The sequence below is a fragment of the Streptomyces sp. NPDC101237 genome (assembly GCF_044767465.1).
GTDB lineage: Bacteria > Actinomycetota > Actinomycetes > Streptomycetales > Streptomycetaceae > Streptomyces > Streptomyces gramineus.
Genome location: NZ_JBIWNY010000036.1, coordinates 54,049 through 73,846 on the forward strand (window position 1 = coordinate 54,049; position 19,798 = coordinate 73,846).

Sequence of the window (19,798 nt, forward strand, 5' to 3'; positions counted from 1 at the left end):
CCCAGATGGCGGAGCTCACGATCCGGCCGGAGGAGATCCGGGACGCGCTGGAGAACTTCGTCCAGTCGTACAAGCCGGACGCGGCCTCGCGCGAGGAGGTCGGTACGGTCACCCTTGCCGGCGACGGCATCGCGAAGGTCGAGGGCCTGCCCTCGGCCATGGCCAACGAACTGCTGAAGTTCGAGGACGGCACCCTCGGCCTCGCGCTCAACCTGGAAGAGCGCGAGATCGGCGCCATCGTCCTCGGTGAGTTCAGCGGCATCGAGGAGGGTCAGCCGGTGCACCGCACCGGTGAGGTCCTCTCCGTCGCGGTCGGCGAGGGCTACCTCGGCCGCGTCGTCGACCCGCTCGGCAACCCGATCGACGGCCTCGGCGAGATCGAGACGTCCGGCCGCCGCGCCCTGGAGCTGCAGGCTCCCGGCGTCATGGCCCGTAAGTCGGTGCACGAGCCGATGGAGACCGGCTACAAGGCCGTCGACGCGATGACCCCGGTCGGCCGCGGCCAGCGTCAGCTGATCATCGGTGACCGCCAGACCGGCAAGACCGCCCTGGCCGTCGACACGATCATCAACCAGCGCGACAACTGGCGCTCGGGCGACCCGAAGAAGCAGGTCCGCTGCGTCTACGTCGCCATCGGCCAGAAGGGCTCGACCATCGCCTCCGTGCGGGGCGCCCTGGAAGAGGCCGGCGCGCTGGAGTACACGACCATCGTCGCCGCCCCGGCGTCCGACCCGGCCGGCTTCAAGTACCTGGCGCCGTACACCGGCTCGGCCATCGGCCAGCACTGGATGTACGACGGCAAGCACGTCCTCATCATCTTCGACGACCTCTCGAAGCAGGCCGACGCCTACCGCGCCGTGTCCCTGCTGCTGCGCCGCCCGCCGGGCCGTGAGGCCTACCCGGGTGACGTCTTCTACCTGCACTCCCGCCTGCTGGAGCGCTGCGCCAAGCTGTCCGACGAGATGGGCGCCGGTTCGATGACCGGTCTGCCGATCGTCGAGACCAAGGCCAACGACGTCTCGGCGTTCATCCCGACCAACGTCATCTCCATCACCGACGGCCAGTGCTTCCTGGAGTCGGACCTGTTCAACGCCGGTCAGCGCCCCGCGCTGAACGTCGGTATCTCCGTCTCCCGAGTCGGCGGTTCCGCGCAGCACAAGGCGATGAAGCAGGTCTCCGGCCGACTGCGTCTGGACCTCGCCCAGTACCGCGAGCTGGAGGCGTTCGCCGCCTTCGGTTCCGACCTGGACGCCGCGTCCAAGTCGCAGCTGGAGCGTGGTTCGCGTCTGGTCGAGCTGCTGAAGCAGGCTCAGTACCAGCCGATGCCGACCGAGGACCAGGTCGTCTCCGTGTGGGCCGGCACCACCGGCAAGATGGACGACGTCCCGGTCTCCGACATCCGCCGCTTCGAGAAGGAGCTGCTCGAGTACCTGCACCGCAAGGAGCAGGGCCTCATGACCTCCATCAAGGAGGGCGGCAAGATGTCGGACGACACCCTCACCGCTGTCGCCGACGCCATCGCCGAGTTCAAGAAGCAGTTCGAGACCTCGGACGGCAGGCTTCTCGGCGAGGACGCCCCGGCCACCGCCAAGTGACGTAAGGAAGGGACCTGACTCATGGGAGCCCAGCTCCGGGTCTACAAGCGTCGCATCCGATCCGTCACCGCGACCAAGAAGATCACCAAGGCGATGGAGATGATCGCCGCCTCGCGTGTGGTCAAGGCGCAGCGCAAGGTGCGGGCCTCCGCGCCGTACGCGACCGAGCTCACCCGCGCGGTCACGGCCGTCGGCACGGGTTCGAACACCAAGCACCCGCTGACCACCGAGGCGGAGAACCCGACCCGCGCCGCGGTCCTGCTCCTCACGAGCGACCGCGGCCTGGCCGGCGCGTTCAACTCCAACTCCATCAAGGCCGCCGAGCAGCTGACCGAGCGTCTGCAGGCCGAGGGCAAGGAGGTCGACACGTACATCGTCGGCCGCCGTGGTCTGGCCCACTACACCTTCCGCGAGCGCAAGGTCGCGGAGTCGTGGTCGGGCTTCACCGACGAGCCCTCGTACGCGGACGCCAAGAAGGTGGCGGCGCCGCTGATCGAGGCCATCGAGACCGAGACGGCGGACGGCGGCGTGGATGAACTCCACATCGTCTACACCGAGTTCGTGTCGATGATGACGCAGACGGCGCTCGGCGACCGGCTGCTGCCGCTCAGCCTCGAAGAGGTCGCGGAGGAGGGCGCCGCCAAGGGCGACGAGATCCTTCCGCTGTACGACTTCGAGCCCTCGGCGGAGGACGTCCTCGACGCCCTGCTGCCGCGCTACGTGGAGAGCCGCATCTACAACGCGCTTCTCCAGTCGGCAGCTTCGAAGCACGCCGCCACGCGGCGCGCGATGAAGTCGGCGACCGACAACGCGGGCGAGCTGATCAACACGCTCTCCCGGCTTGCCAACGCGGCCCGCCAGGCCGAAATCACCCAGGAAATCAGCGAGATCGTCGGCGGCGCCAGCGCCCTGGCCGACGCGACCGCGGGGAGTGACCGCTAATGACCACCACTGTTGAGACCGCGACGGCCACGGGCCGCGTCGCCCGGGTCATCGGCCCGGTCGTCGACGTGGAGTTCCCCGTCGACGCGATGCCGGAGATCTACAACGCCCTGCACGTCGAGGTGTCCGACCCGGCCAACGCCGGCGAGAAGAAGACGCTGACCCTGGAGGTCGCCCAGCACCTGGGTGACGGCCTGGTCCGCACGATCTCCATGCAGCCCACCGACGGTCTGGTCCGCCAGGCCCCGGTCACCGACACCGGCGACGGCATCACCGTCCCGGTCGGCGACTTCACCAAGGGCAAGGTGTTCAACACCCTCGGCGAGGTGCTGAACGTCGACGAGCAGTACGACGGCGAGCGCTGGTCCATCCACCGCAAGGCGCCGAACTTCGACGAGCTCGAGTCGAAGACCGAGATGTTCGAGACCGGCGTCAAGGTCATCGACCTTCTCACCCCGTACGTCAAGGGTGGAAAGATCGGTCTGTTCGGTGGTGCCGGCGTCGGCAAGACGGTGCTCATCCAGGAGATGATCTACCGCGTCGCCAACAACCACGACGGTGTCTCCGTGTTCGCCGGTGTCGGCGAGCGCACGCGTGAGGGCAACGACCTCATCGAGGAGATGGCGGACTCGGGCGTCATCGACAAGACCGCCCTTGTCTTCGGCCAGATGGACGAGCCCCCGGGCACCCGTCTGCGCGTGGCCCTCGCGGGTCTGACCATGGCGGAGTACTTCCGCGATGTGCAGAAGCAGGACGTGCTGTTCTTCATCGACAACATCTTCCGCTTCACGCAGGCCGGTTCCGAGGTGTCGACCCTGCTCGGCCGGATGCCCTCCGCGGTGGGTTACCAGCCGAACCTGGCCGACGAGATGGGTCTCCTCCAGGAGCGCATCACCTCGACCCGTGGTCACTCGATCACCTCGATGCAGGCGATCTACGTCCCCGCGGACGACCTGACCGACCCGGCCCCGGCCACCACCTTCGCCCACCTCGACGCGACGACGGTTCTGTCCCGTCCGATCTCCGAGAAGGGCATCTACCCGGCCGTGGACCCGCTGGACTCCACGTCCCGGATCCTGGACCCGCGTTACATCGCGGCGGACCACTACAACACCGCCATGCGGGTGAAGACGGTCCTCCAGAAGTACAAGGACCTCCAGGACATCATCGCGATCCTCGGTATCGACGAGCTCGGCGAGGAGGACAAGCTCGTCGTCCACCGTGCCCGTCGCGTGGAGCGCTTCCTGTCCCAGAACACCCACGTCGCCAAGCAGTTCACCGGCGTCGACGGGTCGGACGTCCCGCTGGACGAGTCGATCGCGGCCTTCAACGCGATCATCGACGGCGAGTACGACCACTTCCCGGAGCAGGCGTTCTTCCTCTGCGGTGGCATCGAGGACCTCAAGGCCAACGCCAAGGAGCTGGGCGTCTCCTGAACTCGCCTGAGTTCGTGTGAGGGGGCGGGCGCGTCCCGCCCCCTCACTCACGCCCATTAGACTTGTATCCAACACCCGGTGACCTCACCGGGTGGTGACCCGAGGAGCCACCTTTGGCTGCTGAGCTGCATGTCGAGCTGGTCGCCGCCGACCGTCAGGTCTGGTCCGGCGAGGCCACCCTGGTCGTCGCGCGCACCACGTCCGGCGACATCGGCGTCATGCCCGGTCACCAGCCGCTGCTGGGTGTGCTGGAGTCGGGCCCGGTGACCATCCGTACGAGTGAAGGTGGGACGGTCGTCGCCGCGGTGCACGGCGGTTTCATCTCGTTCGCGGACAACAAGCTGTCGCTGCTGGCCGAGATCGCCGAGCTCTCGGACGAGATCGACGTCCAGCGCGCGGAGCGGGAGCTGGAGCGCGCGAAGGCGGAAGGCGACGCCACCGCCGAGCGACGCGCCGACGTCCGTCTGCGGGCGGCGACGTCGCGCTGACACACTGCGCGTATGCGTTGAACTGACTCAGCCGCGGCTGGGACCGGAGCCATCCGGTCCCAGCCGCGGCTGAGGTAGATCTGGGTCTTTTTACGTTCCATTACCTAGGAGACGAGGAGGTCGGTGCCGATGGTCCTCGCTCTGACTGTGTGCGGAATCGTGGTCGCGCTCGTGGTGGTGGGACTCTTCCTGTTCGGACTGCGGCGCCGGCTGATCCAGCGCTCGGGCGGGACCTTCGACTGTTCGCTGCGCTGGGACACGCCCGAGAAGGCGGACACCAACGGCAAGGGCTGGAGCTACGGCGTCGCCCGCTACAACGGCGACAGCGTCGAGTGGTACCGCGTCTTCTCCTACGCCTATCGTCCGCGCCGGGTCCTGGAGCGCGACCGCATCGAGGTGGCCGGCCGCCGGCTCCCGGAGGGCGAGGAGGAACTGGCGCTGCTCTCCGACGCGGTGATCCTCACCTGCGTCCACCGGGGCACCCGCCTGGAGCTCGCCATGAGCGAGGACGCGCTGACCGGATTCCTCGCGTGGCTGGAAGCGGCCCCGCCCGGACAGCGGGTCAACGTGGCGTAGCCGGAAACACGTACTGGCCCCCCGGACGCCGTCCGGGGGGCCAGTACGTGTGCCTGAGGCTCGGTGCTACAGGTTCGAGTTGATGGCGCTCACCAGTTCGCCGTCGCTCGTGTCACCGCTGAACTCCCAGAAGAACGCGCCGCCGAGTCCCTGGGACTTGGCCCAGCTCATCTTCCCGGCGATCGTGGCGGGAGTGTCGTAGGACCACCAGTTGTTGCCGCAGTAGGCGTACGCCGTACCCGCGACCGTGCCGGTGGCCGGGCAGGACGTCTTGAGGACCTTGTAGTCCTCGATGCCCTGCTCGTAGGTGCCCGGGGCCGGACCGGTCGCCGAGCCGCCCGGTGCCGCCTGGGTGACGCCGGTCCAGCCGCGGCCGTAGAAGCCGATGCCGATCAGCAGCTTGCTCGCCGGGACACCCTTGGACTTGAACTTGGCGATCGCGTCCGCCGTGGTGAAGCCGGGCGTCGGGATGCCGGTGTAGGTGGTGAGCGGCGAGTGCGGGGCGGTCGGGCCCTGGGCGTTGAAGGCGCCGAAGAAGTCGTACGACATCACGTTGTACCAGTCGACGTACTGGGCCGCGCCCGCGTAGTCGGCGGCGTCGATCTTGCCGCCGGATGTGCCGTCCGCGGTGGTGGCCGCGGTGACCAGGTTGTTGGAGCCGAACTTGGCGCGCAGGGCCTGCATCAGGTTCTTGTAGGCCGCGGCACCGCTGGTGTCACAGGAGAGACCGCAGGCGTTCGGGTACTCCCAGTCGATGTCGATGCCGTCGAAGACGTCGGCCCAGCGCGGGTCCTCGACCAGGTTGTAGCAGGAGTTGGCGAAGGCGGTCGGGTTGGCCGCGGCCTGGGCGAAGCCGCCGGACCAGGTCCAGCCGCCGAAGGACCACAGCACCTTGATGTTCGGGTACTTGGCCTTCAGCTCGCGCAGCTGGTTGAAGTTGCCGCGCAGCGGCTGGTCCCAGGTGTCGGCGACGCCGCTGACCGACTGGTCGGCGGTGAACGCCTTGTCGTAGTCGGCGTAGGAGTCGCCGATCGCGCACTGGCCGTTCGTCACGTTGCCGAAGGCGTAGTTGATGTGCGTGATCTTCGCGGCCGAGCCGGACGTCACCAGGTTCTTGACGTTGTAGTTGCGGCCGTAGATGCCCCACTCGGTGAAGTAGCCGAGCTTGACCTTGTTGCCGGTGGGCGGGGGAGTGGTGGTGCCGCCCGTGGTGTGCACGGCGACCGCGCCGCTGGCCGGTCCGGTCTGGTTCGCGGTGTCGCGGGCCTGCACGGTGTAGGAGTAGTCGGTGCCGGCGGTGAGACCCGTGTCGGTGTACGACGTGGTGGTCACCGTGGAGACGACCTTGCCGTCGCGCAGCACGTCGTAGTTCTTGACGCCCTTGTCGTCGGTGGCGGCGGACCAGCTCAGCTTCACCGAGGTGTCGGTGACGCCGGAGGCCGTCGGGGTGCCGGGCGCGGACGGCGCCGAGTCCCCGGGTACCGTGGTGCCGCCGTCACAGCTGGCGCCGTTGAGGAGGCAGTTGCTCGGGGAGCCGGAGCCCGCGCCGTTGAAGCCGAAGGAGACCGAGGCGCCCGGGGCGAGGGTGCCGTTGTAGGACTTGTTCTTGGCGGTCCAGTGGGTGCCGGAGGACGTCACGTCGGCGTCCCAGGCGGAGGTGACCGAGGTGCCGGAGGGGTAGTCCCACTCGACGGTCCAGGAACTGATCGAGGAGGTACCGGTGTTCTTGACGGTCCACTGACCGCCGAAGCCGGTGCCCCAGTCCTGGGTCTTGGTGTAGGTCGCGGTGGCGCTCGTCGCGGCCTGGGCGGGGCCCGCGAGGCCGACGAGGCCGGCCAGCGGGAGCAACAGGGTCGCGAACCCGGCCGCGGCTCTGTGTCTGAAGCGCATCCTGCGCCTCCTATGGGGAGTTGGGGGGCGCGACTGAGCCTTCGCACCCACAGTGCCGCGAGAATAGAAAGGTCTGGACCACCGGTCAATAGGTCTGGACCACTCCGGGCGAAGTGGGCGTGAAGTCGCCGCCGCGCGCCCGCCCCGCGGCCCGCTCGAACCGGGACCGTGCGCCGGCCCGCACCGAGCGAGGGAGGCGGCCAACAGACCGCGCGCACCGCCGGGGCCCTGCTGCGCACCCCGCTGATGAGCATGGGCGAGCTGATGCGTCCGCGCGCGGCGGCCGCCGCGGTCGCCCTCCTCGCGGCGCTCTGCGTCGGCTGTGGCCACGTCGGCTGCGGCCGCGGCGGCGGAGCGCGGCAGGCCCCGGCGACCCCTCGGGCCACTCCGAGACGCGGCAGAAGGTCGCCGCGGCCGAGTCCGCGGTCGCGCAGGCCGACGAGGACGCCGCCCAGGACGACACCGGCCGCTGAGCGGCCGGGGGCCGGGCGGGGACCGTCAGGACTCAGCGCTCCCCGCCCGGCACCCACAGCACGTCCCCGACGTCCTTGTTGGCCGTCCGGGCCAGGATGAACAGCAGGTCCGACAGCCGGTTGAGGTAGGTCGCGGTCAGCGGGTTCATGACCTCCCCGTGCACCTCCAGCGCCGCCCACGTCGACCGCTCGGCCCGCCGTACCACCGTGCAGGCCTGGTGGAGCAGGGCCGCGCCCGGGGTGCCGCCGGGCAGGATGAACGAACGCAGCTTCTCCAGACGCTCGTTGAAGCGGTCGCAGTCCGCCTCCAGCTTGTCGACGTAGAACTGCTCGACCCGCAGCGGCGGGAACTCCGGGTTCTCGGCCACGGGCGTGCACAGGTCCGCGCCGACGTCGAACAGGTCGTTCTGCACCCGGGTGAGGACCTTGACGACCTCCTCGTCCAGCCCGCCCAGCGCGATCGCCGTGCCGATCGCCGCGTTCGCCTCGTTGGCGTCGGCGTACGCCGAGATCCGCGGATCGGTCTTGGCGACCCGGCTCATGTCCCCGAGAGCGGTGGAGCCCTGGTCGCCGGTCCTGGTGTAGATGCGCGTCAGATTGACCATACGGCCAGCGTAGTTACGCACCGGCGGCCGGGAACACGCGTGTGCCCACCGTCACCACGGGTGTCGCGCGACCGACTCCGAGTGAAAGGCCCCGAGATGTCGCCCAACCGGGCCGTGTCCGGCCGGGAATGGACCCCGCCGGGGGGCACGGCTGACCGGACGTGACGGTTGTCTCACGCCCTGAGACCGTGACACGCGTTACTTACCGGGTTTCCCGGCCCCTCCCGAGCGCTAGGGTCCCGCCCAAGAGGCATACCTCAACAGCGTGTAAGGGGAGCGGAGTGGCACGGAAACTTGCCGTCATCGGTGCCGGCTTGATGGGTTCCGGCATCGCCCAGGTCGCCGCACAGGCCGGCTGGGACGTCGTCCTGCGGGACGTCACGGACGAGGCGCTGGACCGTGCCGTCGGAGGCGTCAAGGCCTCGTACGACAAGTTCGTGAGCAAGGGGAAGCTGGAGGCGCACGACGCCGACGCCGCCCTGGCCCGCATCACGACCACCACCGAGCTCGACGCGGTCGCCGACGCCGACATCGTCGTCGAGGCCGTCTTCGAGAAGCTGGAGGTCAAGCACGAGATCTTCCGCGCGCTCGACAAGATCGTGCGCCCGGACGCCGTGCTCGCCTCCAACACCTCCGCCATCCCGATCACCAAGATCGCGGCGGCCACCGAGCACCCCGAGCGGGTCGTCGGCGTCCACTTCTTCTCGCCGGTGCCGATGATGCAGCTCGTCGAGCTGGTCCGCGGCTACAAGACCAGCGACGAAACCCTCGCCACCGCGCGGGAGTTCGCCGAGTCCACCGGCAAGACCTGCATCGTCGTCAACCGCGACGTGGCGGGCTTCGTGACGACCCGGCTGATCTCGGCGCTCGTCGTCGAGGCCACCAAGCTGTACGAGTCGGGCGTCGCCACCGCCGAGGACATCGACCTCGCCTGCAAGCTGGGCTTCGGCCACGCCATGGGCCCGCTGGCCACCGCGGACCTCACCGGCGTCGACATCCTGCTGCACGCCACCGGCAACATCTACACCGAGTCGCAGGACGAGAAGTTCGCGCCGCCGGAGCTGATGCGCCGGATGGTTGACGCCGGTGACATCGGGCGCAAGAGCGGGCAGGGCTTTTACACGTACTGACCGTTCCCGAAACGCACACATCCCGGGAGTTTCACTCTCGGGGGTGAATTCGGTATCGGTTCGCTTACAGATGGCAACCTCTGGCCTTCGAAAGCAGTCAGAGGTTGCATCACCGGACATCTACTTTCACGGAGTAGGACACGCACTCTCGGGGAGCGCATATGTACATCAGGGGCGACCACGCCGAGCTGGTCGTCGGGGGCCGCCTCGACGTACGCAGCGCGGCGGACGCCCGTACGGTCCTGCACTCGGCCGTCGACGACGGAGTCGGCGATCTCGTGCTGGACCTGTCCGAGCTGGACTCCTGGGACGCCACCGGACTCGGGGTGATCATGGGGGCACACCGGCGGGCCGGCCGCTGCGGCCGCCGCCTGGTGCTGCGCGGCGTGCCGCCGCAGATGCAGCGCCTGCTGGTGGCCACCCGGCTGCACCGGATCCTGGCGATCGAGGGGGGTATCGGGGTGGAGTCGCTGCCCCGCGTGTGACACCGGGAACGGGGCGGTGCGGCCGGACCCGAGTGTGCGGCGGCGAACAGGTGGGACACGGCGTGGACCGGGCGGCGGGGGAGACTCGGACGGACCGCGCACAAGCGCATGTCAGGCGCAATCCTCACGAGACCGTGATGTCTTGGACGGCGCGGTACCCCGGTCTGTCGTAGATACTGTGCGAAGGTTTAGGGTTCGGTCGCCCGCTGCCTTGCCACCCTTCGAGCGCGGGCCCGGACCAGAAGCGACAGCGCAGTGTGCAACAGGCCGGGAGGGGCCCGCATTCACGGCACACCCGCTTTTGGGGGGCTAGGAACCTATGGACCCGATCAACCCGGGACCCGAGGCGTACGGTCAGGACGGCGACGGCCACACGCCGCGCCAGCGCCCGCCGAGGGAATCCCTCACCAACGACTTCGGCCAGAGCACGCCGCCGCTCGTCCGCACGGCACGACTGGTCTCCGGCGACTTCCTGCTGACCGTGAACCCGGTCGACGGCAGCGAGATAGAACCCTGGCCGCCGACCGAGCGTCCCGCCCGGCCCGAGAAGCGCACCGCCGCCGAACGCGCCGAGTACGAGCGCGCCGCGCGGCCGCCGGTGCCGCCGGGCCCGGCCCGCCCCGAGGTGCCGCTCCTGGAGCGCCAGGACGACCGCGAACACCTGGTACGGCTCCTCGCCCGCGGCCGCTCCGTACGCCTCACCGGCCCGGCGGGCTCCGGCCGCACCGCACTCCTCGACCTGGTCGCCGACGACTGCTCGGACCTCGCCCCCGACGGCGTGGTCCGGCTCAACGGCTTCCACCGCACGCCCGAGGACCTGCTCCACGACCTCTTCCACGCCGTCTACAAGGCGCCCGCGCACCGGCCCGGCCACGACGAGCTGCTCGCCTTGGTCCAGGAGATCGGCGCGGTCGTCGTCCTCGACGACATCGAGTTCGGCGGCGCGGGGCTCGACGAACTGATCGACGCCACCCCGGAGTGCGCGTTCCTGATCGGCGCCACCCCGGACGTGCCGGCGCCCGCCGCCGACTCGGCCGTCGAGGAGGTCTTCCTCAGCGGCCTGGAGCGGGCCGGGGGAGTGGACATCCTGGAGCGCGCGGTCGGCCGGGTGCTCACCGAGGAGGAGGCCAACTGGGCCGGCGACCTCTGGTTCGAGTCGGAGGGGCTGCCGCTGCGGTTCGTCCAGGCCGGCGCGCTGCTGCGCCAGCGCGACCAGCTGCGGGTCAGCACCGGCGCCGTCGACGAGTTCGGCGTCTTCGCCTCCGACCTGTCGGACCTGCCCGAGCTGCCGGCCGACGCGTCCTTCGACGCCGAGACGGCCGAGGAGGTCCCGCTGCCGTCCCTCGGCGAGGCCGCCGCGCCCGCCCCGCTGCTCGCCGCCCGCCTCAGCGCCTCCGCCCGCGCCACCCTGCGCTTCGCGGTCGCCCTCGGTGGCGAGGTCCCCCACCAGGCCCACCTGCCCGCCCTGGTCGGCGACACCCACGCGGACGCCGCCCTCGGCGAGCTGGCGGGCTGCGGACTGGTCTCCCCGGTCGGCTCCCGCTACCGGCTCGCGGCGGGCGTCCAGCAGCAGCTGGAGGCCGCCGGGTACGCCGACGGCATCGAGGACCAGGCCCTCGCCGCCGGCCACCACTACACCTGGTGGGCCGGACACCCCTCGGTCACCCCGGACCGCGTGAGCGCTGAGGCGGACGCGATCCTCGCCGCCCTGGCGGTCCTCGTCCCGGCCACCGTGCCCCCGGCCGAGGACGAGGAGTCCGCCTCGGTACGGCTGGCCCGCACGGCCGCGCCCGCGTTCGCGGCCGGACTGCGCTGGAGTGCCTGGGAACGTGCGCTGCGCGCCGGTGCGGAGGCCGCCCGGCTCTCCGGCGAGGTGGGTGAACAAGCCTATTTCCACCACGAGTTGGGTGTGCTCGCGCTCTGCGCCGACGAGCTGGACCGGGCCCGCGCCGAACTGGAGGCCTCCATCGGCCTGCGCGGCGCGGTCTCCGACAAGCGGGGCACCACGGCCGGCCGCCGTGCGCTGGCGCTGGTCGCCGACCGCTCGGGCGAGGTCATTCCCGGCCTCGCCGCGATGATGGGCGACGAGATCTCCGACGTGCGCCAGGAGGAGTCGACGTCCCCGGCCGGGGGTGTCACGACGCCGTTCCCGGCCGTCCACTCCCCGATCTCGGACACGATGGTCACCCGCCGGCCCCCGGAGCACCCGGCGGCGGCCCAGGGCGGCGGCGGGATCGTGCGCATGGCCCGCCGCAACATGGTGGCGGTGAGCGCGGGTGTCCTGCTCACCGCGGTCCTCGGCACGGTGGTCGGGCTCGGCATGACCTCCCACGACAACGCCGACAACCCGGCGGACAACGTGAGCGTCAACCCCTCGGCGGGCGTGGGCGCGGGGTCCGGCGGTCTGGACGCCGATCCCCAGCAGTCGCCGGGGGCGGGCGACACCGGCATGACGTCGACCAGGCCGACGGACCCCGGGCCCGACGGCACGCTCGGCACGTCGGACGACCCGACGTCTCCGTCGGACCCGGCCACGCCCTCGGCCACGCCGTCGGGGACCAAGGGGTCGTCGAGCGGCCGTCCCAGCCGCTCACCGTCCACGTCGCCCGAGCCGACCCGGTCGACCTCGCATTCGCCCTCGCCGAGCCCGTCGAAGTCGAGCGGGTCGCCGACCCCCTCCGAGTCCTCCTCGGACTCCGCTCCTCCGAGCGACACTCCCACTACGACCGACTCGGCCAGCGGCCCGACCTCCGGCACGCCGAGCATCGTCACGTCGAGCGCGCCGGAGCCCGTCGGCCCCGGGACGTCCACCGCGACGGTCATCTGAACCACGGCCGAGGGCCGGTCTCCCGCCCGGAGACCGGCCCTCGGCCGTGTTCGGTGTCCGCCGGCGGCCCGGCGCCGACGGCTCAGAACAGCCGCAGTTTGTCGTCCTCCAGGCCGCGCATCGCGTCGTAGTCCAGGATCGTGCAGCCGATGCCGCGGTCGGTGGCCAGGACGCGGGCCTGGGGCTTGATCTCCTGGGCCGCGAAGACGCCGCGCACGGGCGCGAGATGGGGGTCGCGGTTCAGCAGCTCCAGGTAGCGGGTGAGCTGTTCCACGCCGTCGATCTCGCCGCGGCGCTTGATCTCGACGGCGACGGTGCCGCCGGCGGCGTCGCGGCAGAGGATGTCCACCGGCCCGATCGCCGTCATGTACTCGCGGCGGATGAGGCTGTAGCCCTCGCCGAGCGTCTCGATGCGGTCGGCAAGCAGCTCCTGCAGGTGCGCTTCCACGCCGTCCTTGATCAGGCCCGGGTCCACGCCAAGCTCGTGCGAGGAGTCGTGCAGGACCTCCTCCATCGTGATGATGAGCTTCTCGCCGGCCTTGTTGACGACGGTCCACACGCCCGCCTCGTCGCCCGTGCCCTCCTTGAGCGTGCACGGCGGCGACATCCAGTTGAGGGGCTTGTAGGCGCGGTCGTCCGCGTGGATCGAGACGCTGCCGTCCGCCTTGACCAGGATCAGGCGGGGGGCCGAGGGAAGGTGGGCGGTGAGCCGGCCGGCGTAGTCGACGGAGCACCGGGCGATGACGAGACGCATGGTCGGCAACGCTACTCGACGCCCCGGCCTCCACGCGATTCGCCCACCGGTCTCCCGTCGCCGCACGCTCCGGCGCGGTGCCCGGCGCGTCCTGAATCCGACCCTCCGGAAGGCGTCCGCGACCGGTCCTGACGAGTCGCCTGCACACCCCTGTTCAACTCTGGCCGATTGTGTGCCTAAAGGGACCGTCGCATATACGCAATCTCCTGGTGGCGTCACCGTCCGTTGCCTACCGTAGTGAACGGGAGGTCGCTGTATGTGTACTCAGCGTGTTCGGTATCGCGAACTCCCCTACCTGTCCGGCAACCCCCGCTGTCCGGGGGTGCGAGAGGAGAACCCATGTCGCTCGACGTCTCACCGGCCCTACTCGAACAGGCCGAGCGAGGCGAGGTCGACGAAGCAGATTTCGTCGACTGCGTCCGGACCTCCCTGCCCTACGCATGGGAGATGATCAGCTCCCTGGTGGCCCAGCTGAAGGTGGACGGCGGAGAGTTCGCCGACAACCAGACGCCCCCGCCGGACGAGCAGGCACGCGGTCAGCTGCTGCGTGCGCTCGCGAGTGACGCCATACGCGGCGCCCTGCAGCGGCACTTCGGTGTGCGGCTGGCCTTCCAGAACTGCCACCGGGTAGCGGTGTTCCCGCTGGACGACTCGGTGGACGCGACGCTGGCCCGCTTCACGTCCGCACGCAACCAGCTGCTGAACCAGTCCCCGGAACTCCGGGACTGCTGACGCGGAACTGCTGTACTGCTGACGCAGTGAGCCGCTTGCTTGCCGCTCCACACGCGGGAGGTGCGATAAGTCACTGGGGCGGCAAGCTCCCCGCGCGGCTGTGAGGTCACCGGAGATGGGGCAGTACCTCGGCACCCAGCCGTCGTACGTTCTCCTCCGTGGCGGCCAGATCTCCCGAGCCCTCGGTCAGCAGGGCGAACCGGGAGACGCCGGTCCGTTCGGAGGTCGCCGCGAGCCGGTCGGCACACAGCCGCGGGGTCCCCACCGGGTGCAGTCCGCAGAGCAGTTCGGTGTAGGCGAGCGGATCGCGCATGGAACGGAACCGGCCGTCCACCGTCACATGGGCCTCCAGGCCCTGCCTGAGCCAGCCCGGCATCGCCTTCGTCAGGGTCTCCACGGCGTCGGTGCGCCGGTCGGCGATCTGGCAGACGCCGGCCGAGACATGGGCCGCGCCGAGGATCTCCTCGGCGGGCCGCCCGGCCGCCCGCGCGTGCTGCCGCCACAGCGCGACCATCTCGGCCTTCTCCTCGTCCCCGACGTGCATCCCGAGCAGCATCGGCAGCCCTCGCTCGCCGGCCAGCCGGACGCTCGCCGGAGAGGTGCAGGCGACCACCACCTCCGGTCCCGGCGCCTCCGTCAGCGCCTCCGACGGCCGCGGCACGACCGGGACTTCGCGGAACGAGAAGCGCGGCCCGGAGGCCGACACGGCCGGCTCGCGCAGCCACCGCATCAGCAGTTCGAGTGATTCCGGGAAGCCGTGTTCGTAGGCGTCGAGACCGGCCCCGAACACCTCCAGATCCACCCACGGTCCGCCCCGGCCCACGCCGAGCGTGAAGCGGCCGCCGCTCGTCACGTGCAGCAGCGCGGCCTGTTCGCCGAGCGCCACCGGATGGACCGTCGGCAGTACGCTCACCGCCGTGCCGACCCGCAGGCGCCTGGTGCGGCCCAGCAGCAGGGCCGCCAGGGTCACCGCGGACGGGCAGGTGCCGTACGGCACGAAGTGGTGTTCGGCCAGCCAGACCGCGTCCAGGCCGGCCTCCTCGGCCACCTCCGCCGTGCGCACCGCCCGGTGCAGCGCTTCCCCCTGGCCCTGGCCCGGGAACTGGGCGGCCAGCACAAAACTTCCTACGCGCATCGCTTTCCTGCTTTCCTGGCTCCTACCCGGAGCTCCCCCACCCGGCATAACCGTCTGACACGTGCCGAGGACACGGCCTGGCGAAGAGATTTGCGGATTGTCTGGAGAATGGGTCGCCCTGGCGGGGGACTTGTGGGGGTTGGTGCCCTACGCGTACCCGCGTGCGTGCGTCGTAGGCTGGACACAGCCCTTGCTTCCTGTATAGCCCCGAGAGGTGTCCCGTGTCCCCGCGTCGCAACCGAGTCAAGGGCCCGAGCGGAGCCCCCTCCTCCGGACGGAGCGCCGAGGACGACCCCGCGGACCGTTACGGCGGCTGGCAGTCCAGCGAGAGCTGGCAGGGCGAGGAGTGGAGCGTGCGGCACGTGGCGGGCGCCAGCGCGGTCGGCAAGACCTACCGCTGCCCGGGCTGTGACCAGTTGATCCCCTCCGGCGTCCCGCACGTCGTGGCCTGGCCGGAGCACTCGGGCGTCGACGAGCGCCGGCACTGGCACAAGGCCTGCTGGAACGCGAAGGACCGCCGCACCACACGGGTGCAGCGGTCCCGGAACGCGCCGAAGTTCTAGAGCGGGAGCGGCCTCACACGTCCCGCTTCTCCAGCAGCAGGTAGGCGGCGCCGGACGCGACCGCCGTGGTGAGCAGGATGATCCACAGCGGGTCCCAGCCCGAAGGCCCGGAATCGCTGAGGGAGTTGGAGTAGAAGACGCTCAGCTGGTTCGGGATCGAGTACTCGAACAGGGCGGTGCGCACCTTCTCCAGCGACTGCGAGAACATGAACAGCGCGATCACCAGCGGGGCGAGCACCGCGCCGATCATGATGGTGATGGCGCCGGCCGAGTGCCGGATGATCGAGCCGATGACCAGCGAGAGCAGGCCGAGCAGCGCGATGTAGAGGCTGACGCCGACGGTGCCCTTCAGCCATTCCGCCCCGGTCGGCGTCCGCGCCACGTCGCTCAGCATCGACACCTGCGTCATGGCGACGAACGCGCTGGTCGCGAGGGTGATCACGAAGGCCACCCCGAAGAAGACGATCGCCTTCGCCGCGAGCACGCGCGCGCGGGAGGGGCAGGCCACCATCGTCGTGCGGATCATCCCGGTGCCGTACTCGGAGGCCGTGGTCAGCACGCCCAGCGTGATGATGCACATGCTGCCCAGCAGCAGACCGAAGAAGCCGAGCGACAGCGCGCTCTCGCCGGAGAGGTCGTCGGTCGAGGCGGAGCTGCTCACCACCGCGCCGGCGAGCAGGCCGATGCCGACCACCAGGAGCACGAAGACGCCGATCGTCCAGATCGTCGACCGCACCGAACGGATCTTGGTCCACTCGGAGGCGATGGCGTGCCCGAGGTGGGTGCGCACCACCGGGATCGGCGAGGTGTAGCCGGAGTACGGAGCGCCGGGCACCGGCTGCCGGTCGGGCACGGCCGGGGCTGCCTGCGGCATCGGGGGCTGGTGGGTGCTCATCGGGCGTCCTCGGGCTTGGTCAGGTCGGCGGGGGCGGGGGCGGGGGCGGAGGCGGGAGCGGCGGGCGCGGGCTGGGCCGGTGCGGCGGGCGCCGGAGCCGCGTAGGGGTTGGGAGCGGCCTGCGGAGCCCCGTAGGGGTTGGAAGCGGCCTGCGGAGCCCCGTAGGGGGCCTGAGGGGCGCCGTACGCGCCCGCGGGTGCCCCCTGCGCGCCGTACGGCTGCCCGAACGGCATACCGCCCTGGTGCGGCGGCGGCGGTGCGTACCAGCCCGGCTGGCCCTGGCCCGGCACCGGCATCGGCGGCTGCGCGCCGGGCGGCAGCGGCTGCTGGAGACCGGCCTTCTGGTCGACGCTGGAGCGGTAGTCCACGGCGCCCTGCGTCATCCGCATGTACGCCTCCTCCAGCGACGCCTGGTGCGGCGAGAGCTCCCACAGCCGTACGTCCGCCTCGTGCGCGAGGTCGCTGATCCGCGGCAGCGGCAGACCGGTCACCCGCAGCGCCCCGTCCTGCTCGGGCAGGACATGGCCGCCGGCCTCGGTCAGCGCCGCGCCGAGCTTCTCCCGCAGCTGCGGCTCGGTGTCCGGGGTGCGCACCCGCGCGAAGTCGGCGGAGTTGGCCGAGATGAAGTCCGTCACGCTCATGTCGGCGAGCAGCTGGCCGCGGCCGATGACGATGAGGTGGTCGGCGGTCAGCGCCATCTCGCTCATCAGGTGGGAGGAGACGAAGACCGTGCGGCCCTCCGCGGCGAGCGACTTCATCAGGTTGCGCACCCAGAGGATGCCCTCCGGGTCGAGGCCGTTGACCGGCTCGTCGAAGAGCAGCACCTGCGGGTCGCCGAGGAGCGCGGCGGCGATGCCGAGGCGCTGGCCCATGCCGAGCGAGAAGCCCTTGGAGCGTCTTCCGGCCACGTCCTGGAGGCCGACCACGCCGAGCACCTCGTCGACCCGGCGGGCCGGGATGGCGGACAGCTGGGCCAGGGAGAGCAGGTGGTTGCGGGCGGAGCGGCCGCCGTGCACCGCCTTCGCGTCGAGCAGCGCGCCGACCTGACGGGCGGCGTTGGGCAGCCGGCGGTAGGGGTAGCCGCCGATCGTCACCGAGCCGGCGGTCGGGTTGTCCAGACCCAGGATCATCCGCATGGTCGTCGACTTGCCCGAGCCGTTGGGCCCGAGGAAGCCGGTGACGGCGCCGGGCCGTACCTGGAAGGAAAGGTTGTAGACGGCGGTCTTGTCGCCGTAGCGCTTGGTCAGGCCGACAGCCTCGATCATGCTCCGCACCCATCGAAAGGATCAGGACAGCAGGGCAGACGCCCCCGTAAGGGTTAGGAGGATATCGGGACGCTGACGGTTCCCATCAAGAGCTGGCAAAGCCGGTCCGTATCGGTCCGGTCACTGCGCATCCCGCTTCTTCAGCAGGGCGTACCCGCCGACGAGCGCGGCGACCACCCACAGGCCCATGATCCCGAGGCCGCCCCAGGGCCCGTACGGGACATCGTCGCCGGCCCGCGGCACCACCTCCATGATGTGGCTGCCCGCCTGGTCCGGCAGGAACCGGCCGATCTTCTTCGTCGCGTCGACGTTGCCGAGGATGTTGGAGATGAGGAAGAAGAACGGCATCAGGATGCCGAGGGAGAGCAGCGGCGAGCGCAGCATCGTGGCCACGCCCATGGAGAACACCGCGATGAGCGTCATGTAGAGCCCGCCGCCGATGACCGCGCGCAGTACACCGGTGTCGCCGAGGTGGGCCCGGTGCGAGCCCAGCATCGCCTGCCCGAGGAAGAACGCGGCGAAGCTGGTCAGCAGGCCGACGGCCAGCGCCAGGCCGGCCGCCACCGCGATCTTGCTGAAGAGGAAGGTGGCCCGCTGCGGCACGGCGGCCAGCGAGGTGCGGATCATGCCGGTGCTGTACTCGTTCGACACCACCAGCACGCCGAACACGATCATCGCGAGCTGTCCGAGGGTGAGCCCGGCGAAGCTGATGTTCGTCGGGTCGAAGGAGAGCCGTTCCCGCGCGGGCATGTCGGCGAAGTGACTGTTCGCCAGCGCGGACAGCAGCGTGCCGAGCGCCACGCTGACGACCACGGCCAGCGACAGCGTCCACAGGGTCGAGGAGACCGACCGGATCTTGGTCCACTCGGACCGCACGACCTGAGCGACGACCGCCATCACGCCCCCTCGTCCCAGCCGGCGCCCCAGACCCGCGGCACCGGGGCCGCATCGGCGTGCGCGTGGTACTCGACGGACTCCGCCGTCAACTGCATGAACGCCTCCTCCAACGACGCCTGCTGGATGCTCAGCTCGTGCAGCACGATCCCGTGCTGCGCGGCCAGCTCCCCGATCGGCTCGGCCTTCGCGCCCTCCACCTCCAGCGCGCCGGTGCCCGTCCGGACGACGGTGATCCCGGCGGCGTGCAGCACGTCGAGCAGCCGCTCGGGCTGGGGGGAGCGGATGCGGACGTACGACCGCGAGTTCGTGCGGATGAAGTCCGCCATCGAGGTGTCGGCGAGCAGCCGCCCCTGCCCGATGACGACGAGATGGTCGGCGGTCAGCGCCATCTCGCTCATGAGGTGGGAGGAGACGAACACGGTCCGGCCCTGGGCGGCCAGCGTCTTCATCAGGTTCCGGATCCAGTGGATCCCCTCCGGGTCGAGCCCGTTCACCGGCTCGTCGAACATGAGGATCCGCGGGTCGCCGAGCAGCGCCCCGGCGATCCCGAGCCGCTGCCCCATGCCCAGCGAGAACCCCTTGGCCTTCTTCCGCGCCACCGCGGTCAGCCCGACGGTGTCCAGGACCTCGGCCACCCTGGTCCGCGCGATCCCGTTGCTCTGCGCGAGGCACAGCAGGTGGTTGAAGGCACTGCGCCCGCCGTGCACGGCCTTGGCGTCCAGCAGCGCCCCCATGTACGTCAACGGGTCCTTGAGCTGCTCGTACCGCTTGCCGTCGATCCGCACGTGGCCGGCCGTGGGGTGGTCGAGTCCGAGGATCATCCGCATGGTGGTGGACTTCCCGGCGCCGTTGGGCCCGAGGAATCCGGTCACGATGCCGGGCCGTACGGCGAAGGTGAGATCGTCGACCGCGGTCGTGTCGCCGTAACGCTTGGTCAGTCCCTCCAGCTCGATCATGCGGCCACGCTATGACCGGTGTACGGGGGCTGCCACCGGAGCGACGGGGGTGGGCGCGGGGGCGCGCCCCACCCCCGCGCGGCGGGGGGCCGCCCGCGGGGGGCCCCCCCCCCCCGGGGGACTCGGGCCGGTGCGCGGGGCTGCCGCCAACCGG

18 protein-coding genes are annotated in these 19,798 nt (G+C 70.7%); 10 read left to right on the top strand and 8 right to left on the bottom strand.

Annotated features, from left to right (window positions below; genetic code table 11):
* Window positions 1-5: 5 nt before the first annotated feature.
* From atpA to ACIRQ9_RS36200, 5 genes are all read left to right on the top strand, one after another.
* Window positions 6-1,595 carry a F0F1 ATP synthase subunit alpha gene (gene atpA, locus ACIRQ9_RS36180; protein WP_404183598.1) on the top strand — a complete coding sequence of 530 codons (1,590 nt, stop codon included), beginning with the start codon at window positions 6-8 and terminating at the stop codon, window positions 1,593-1,595.
* 21 nt (window positions 1,596-1,616) lie between these two features.
* Window positions 1,617-2,537 carry a F0F1 ATP synthase subunit gamma gene (locus ACIRQ9_RS36185; protein WP_404183601.1) on the top strand — a complete coding sequence of 307 codons (921 nt, stop codon included), beginning with the start codon at window positions 1,617-1,619 and terminating at the stop codon, window positions 2,535-2,537.
* Window positions 2,537-3,973 (top strand): F0F1 ATP synthase subunit beta, encoded by a 1,437-nt coding sequence (gene atpD / locus ACIRQ9_RS36190; RefSeq protein ID WP_404183604.1) that lies wholly within the window; start codon window positions 2,537-2,539, stop codon window positions 3,971-3,973. Before ACIRQ9_RS36185 ends, atpD begins: the two co-directional genes overlap by 1 nt.
* Before the next feature lie 113 nt (window positions 3,974-4,086).
* Window positions 4,087-4,461, top strand: coding sequence for a F0F1 ATP synthase subunit epsilon (locus tag ACIRQ9_RS36195; RefSeq protein WP_351710510.1), 375 nt, complete (start codon window positions 4,087-4,089; stop codon window positions 4,459-4,461).
* A gap of 129 nt (window positions 4,462-4,590) precedes the next feature.
* Window positions 4,591-5,037, top strand: a complete 447-nt coding sequence (locus ACIRQ9_RS36200) for a DUF2550 domain-containing protein (RefSeq protein WP_404183608.1) — start codon at window positions 4,591-4,593, stop codon at window positions 5,035-5,037.
* Between the two features lie 66 nt (window positions 5,038-5,103).
* On the opposite strand, the gene ACIRQ9_RS36205 is transcribed toward ACIRQ9_RS36200, so the two are convergent.
* A complete protein-coding gene (locus tag ACIRQ9_RS36205; RefSeq protein WP_404183611.1) occupies window positions 5,104-6,927 on the bottom strand; it encodes a glycosyl hydrolase family 18 protein in 1,824 nt (607 codons plus the stop codon).
* Between the two features lie 505 nt (window positions 6,928-7,432).
* Window positions 7,433-8,005, bottom strand: coding sequence for a cob(I)yrinic acid a,c-diamide adenosyltransferase (locus ACIRQ9_RS36210; protein ID WP_404183614.1), 573 nt, complete (start codon window positions 8,003-8,005; stop codon window positions 7,433-7,435).
* A gap of 281 nt (window positions 8,006-8,286) precedes the next feature.
* Here ACIRQ9_RS36210 and ACIRQ9_RS36215 point away from each other — a divergent pair, with 281 nt between their 5' ends.
* The 3 genes from ACIRQ9_RS36215 to ACIRQ9_RS36225 all read left to right on the top strand — a co-directional run bounded on the left by ACIRQ9_RS36215 (window position 8,287) and on the right by ACIRQ9_RS36225 (window position 12,447).
* Window positions 8,287-9,135 (top strand): 3-hydroxyacyl-CoA dehydrogenase family protein, encoded by an 849-nt coding sequence (locus ACIRQ9_RS36215; protein ID WP_404183617.1) that lies wholly within the window; start codon window positions 8,287-8,289, stop codon window positions 9,133-9,135.
* 161 nt (window positions 9,136-9,296) lie between these two features.
* Window positions 9,297-9,620, top strand: coding sequence for an STAS domain-containing protein (locus ACIRQ9_RS36220; protein WP_030672301.1), 324 nt, complete (start codon window positions 9,297-9,299; stop codon window positions 9,618-9,620).
* Between the two features lie 319 nt (window positions 9,621-9,939).
* Window positions 9,940-12,447 carry an ATP-binding protein gene (locus ACIRQ9_RS36225; protein ID WP_404183621.1) on the top strand — a complete coding sequence of 836 codons (2,508 nt, stop codon included), beginning with the start codon at window positions 9,940-9,942 and terminating at the stop codon, window positions 12,445-12,447.
* 82 nt (window positions 12,448-12,529) lie between these two features.
* On the opposite strand, the gene nucS is transcribed toward ACIRQ9_RS36225, so the two are convergent.
* A complete protein-coding gene (nucS, locus tag ACIRQ9_RS36230) occupies window positions 12,530-13,201 on the bottom strand; it encodes an endonuclease NucS (protein ID WP_404183624.1) in 672 nt (223 codons plus the stop codon).
* 339 nt (window positions 13,202-13,540) lie between these two features.
* Between nucS and ACIRQ9_RS36235 the strand changes: the two genes are divergently transcribed.
* Window positions 13,541-13,933, top strand: a complete 393-nt coding sequence (locus ACIRQ9_RS36235; protein WP_404183627.1) for an SCO5389 family protein — start codon at window positions 13,541-13,543, stop codon at window positions 13,931-13,933.
* A 106-nt stretch (window positions 13,934-14,039) separates the two neighbouring features.
* Here ACIRQ9_RS36235 and ACIRQ9_RS36240 read toward each other — a convergent pair whose 3' ends face one another.
* Window positions 14,040-15,068 carry an LLM class flavin-dependent oxidoreductase gene (locus tag ACIRQ9_RS36240; protein ID WP_404183630.1) on the bottom strand — a complete coding sequence of 343 codons (1,029 nt, stop codon included), beginning with the start codon at window positions 15,066-15,068 and terminating at the stop codon, window positions 14,040-14,042.
* Window positions 15,069-15,289: 221 nt separating this feature from the next.
* Between ACIRQ9_RS36240 and ACIRQ9_RS36245 the strand changes: the two genes are divergently transcribed.
* Window positions 15,290-15,631, top strand: a complete 342-nt coding sequence (locus ACIRQ9_RS36245) for an ATP/GTP-binding protein (protein WP_404183633.1) — start codon at window positions 15,290-15,292, stop codon at window positions 15,629-15,631.
* A gap of 13 nt (window positions 15,632-15,644) precedes the next feature.
* Here ACIRQ9_RS36245 and ACIRQ9_RS36250 read toward each other — a convergent pair whose 3' ends face one another.
* From ACIRQ9_RS36250 to ACIRQ9_RS36265, 4 genes are all read right to left on the bottom strand, one after another.
* Window positions 15,645-16,526 (bottom strand): ABC transporter permease, encoded by an 882-nt coding sequence (locus tag ACIRQ9_RS36250; RefSeq protein WP_404183636.1) that lies wholly within the window; start codon window positions 16,524-16,526, stop codon window positions 15,645-15,647.
* Window positions 16,523-17,791 carry an ABC transporter ATP-binding protein gene (locus tag ACIRQ9_RS36255; RefSeq protein ID WP_404183638.1) on the bottom strand — a complete coding sequence of 423 codons (1,269 nt, stop codon included), beginning with the start codon at window positions 17,789-17,791 and terminating at the stop codon, window positions 16,523-16,525. Before ACIRQ9_RS36255 ends, ACIRQ9_RS36250 begins: the two co-directional genes overlap by 4 nt.
* A gap of 120 nt (window positions 17,792-17,911) precedes the next feature.
* Window positions 17,912-18,688: an ABC transporter permease gene (locus tag ACIRQ9_RS36260; protein WP_404183641.1), complete on the bottom strand. Its 777-nt coding sequence runs from the start codon at window positions 18,686-18,688 to the stop codon at window positions 17,912-17,914.
* Entirely contained in the window at window positions 18,688-19,644 is a 957-nt protein-coding gene (locus ACIRQ9_RS36265; protein WP_404183644.1) for an ABC transporter ATP-binding protein, read from the bottom strand. The genes ACIRQ9_RS36260 and ACIRQ9_RS36265 overlap by 1 nt, the downstream gene beginning before the upstream one ends.
* Between the last annotated feature and the right edge of the window lie 154 nt (window positions 19,645-19,798).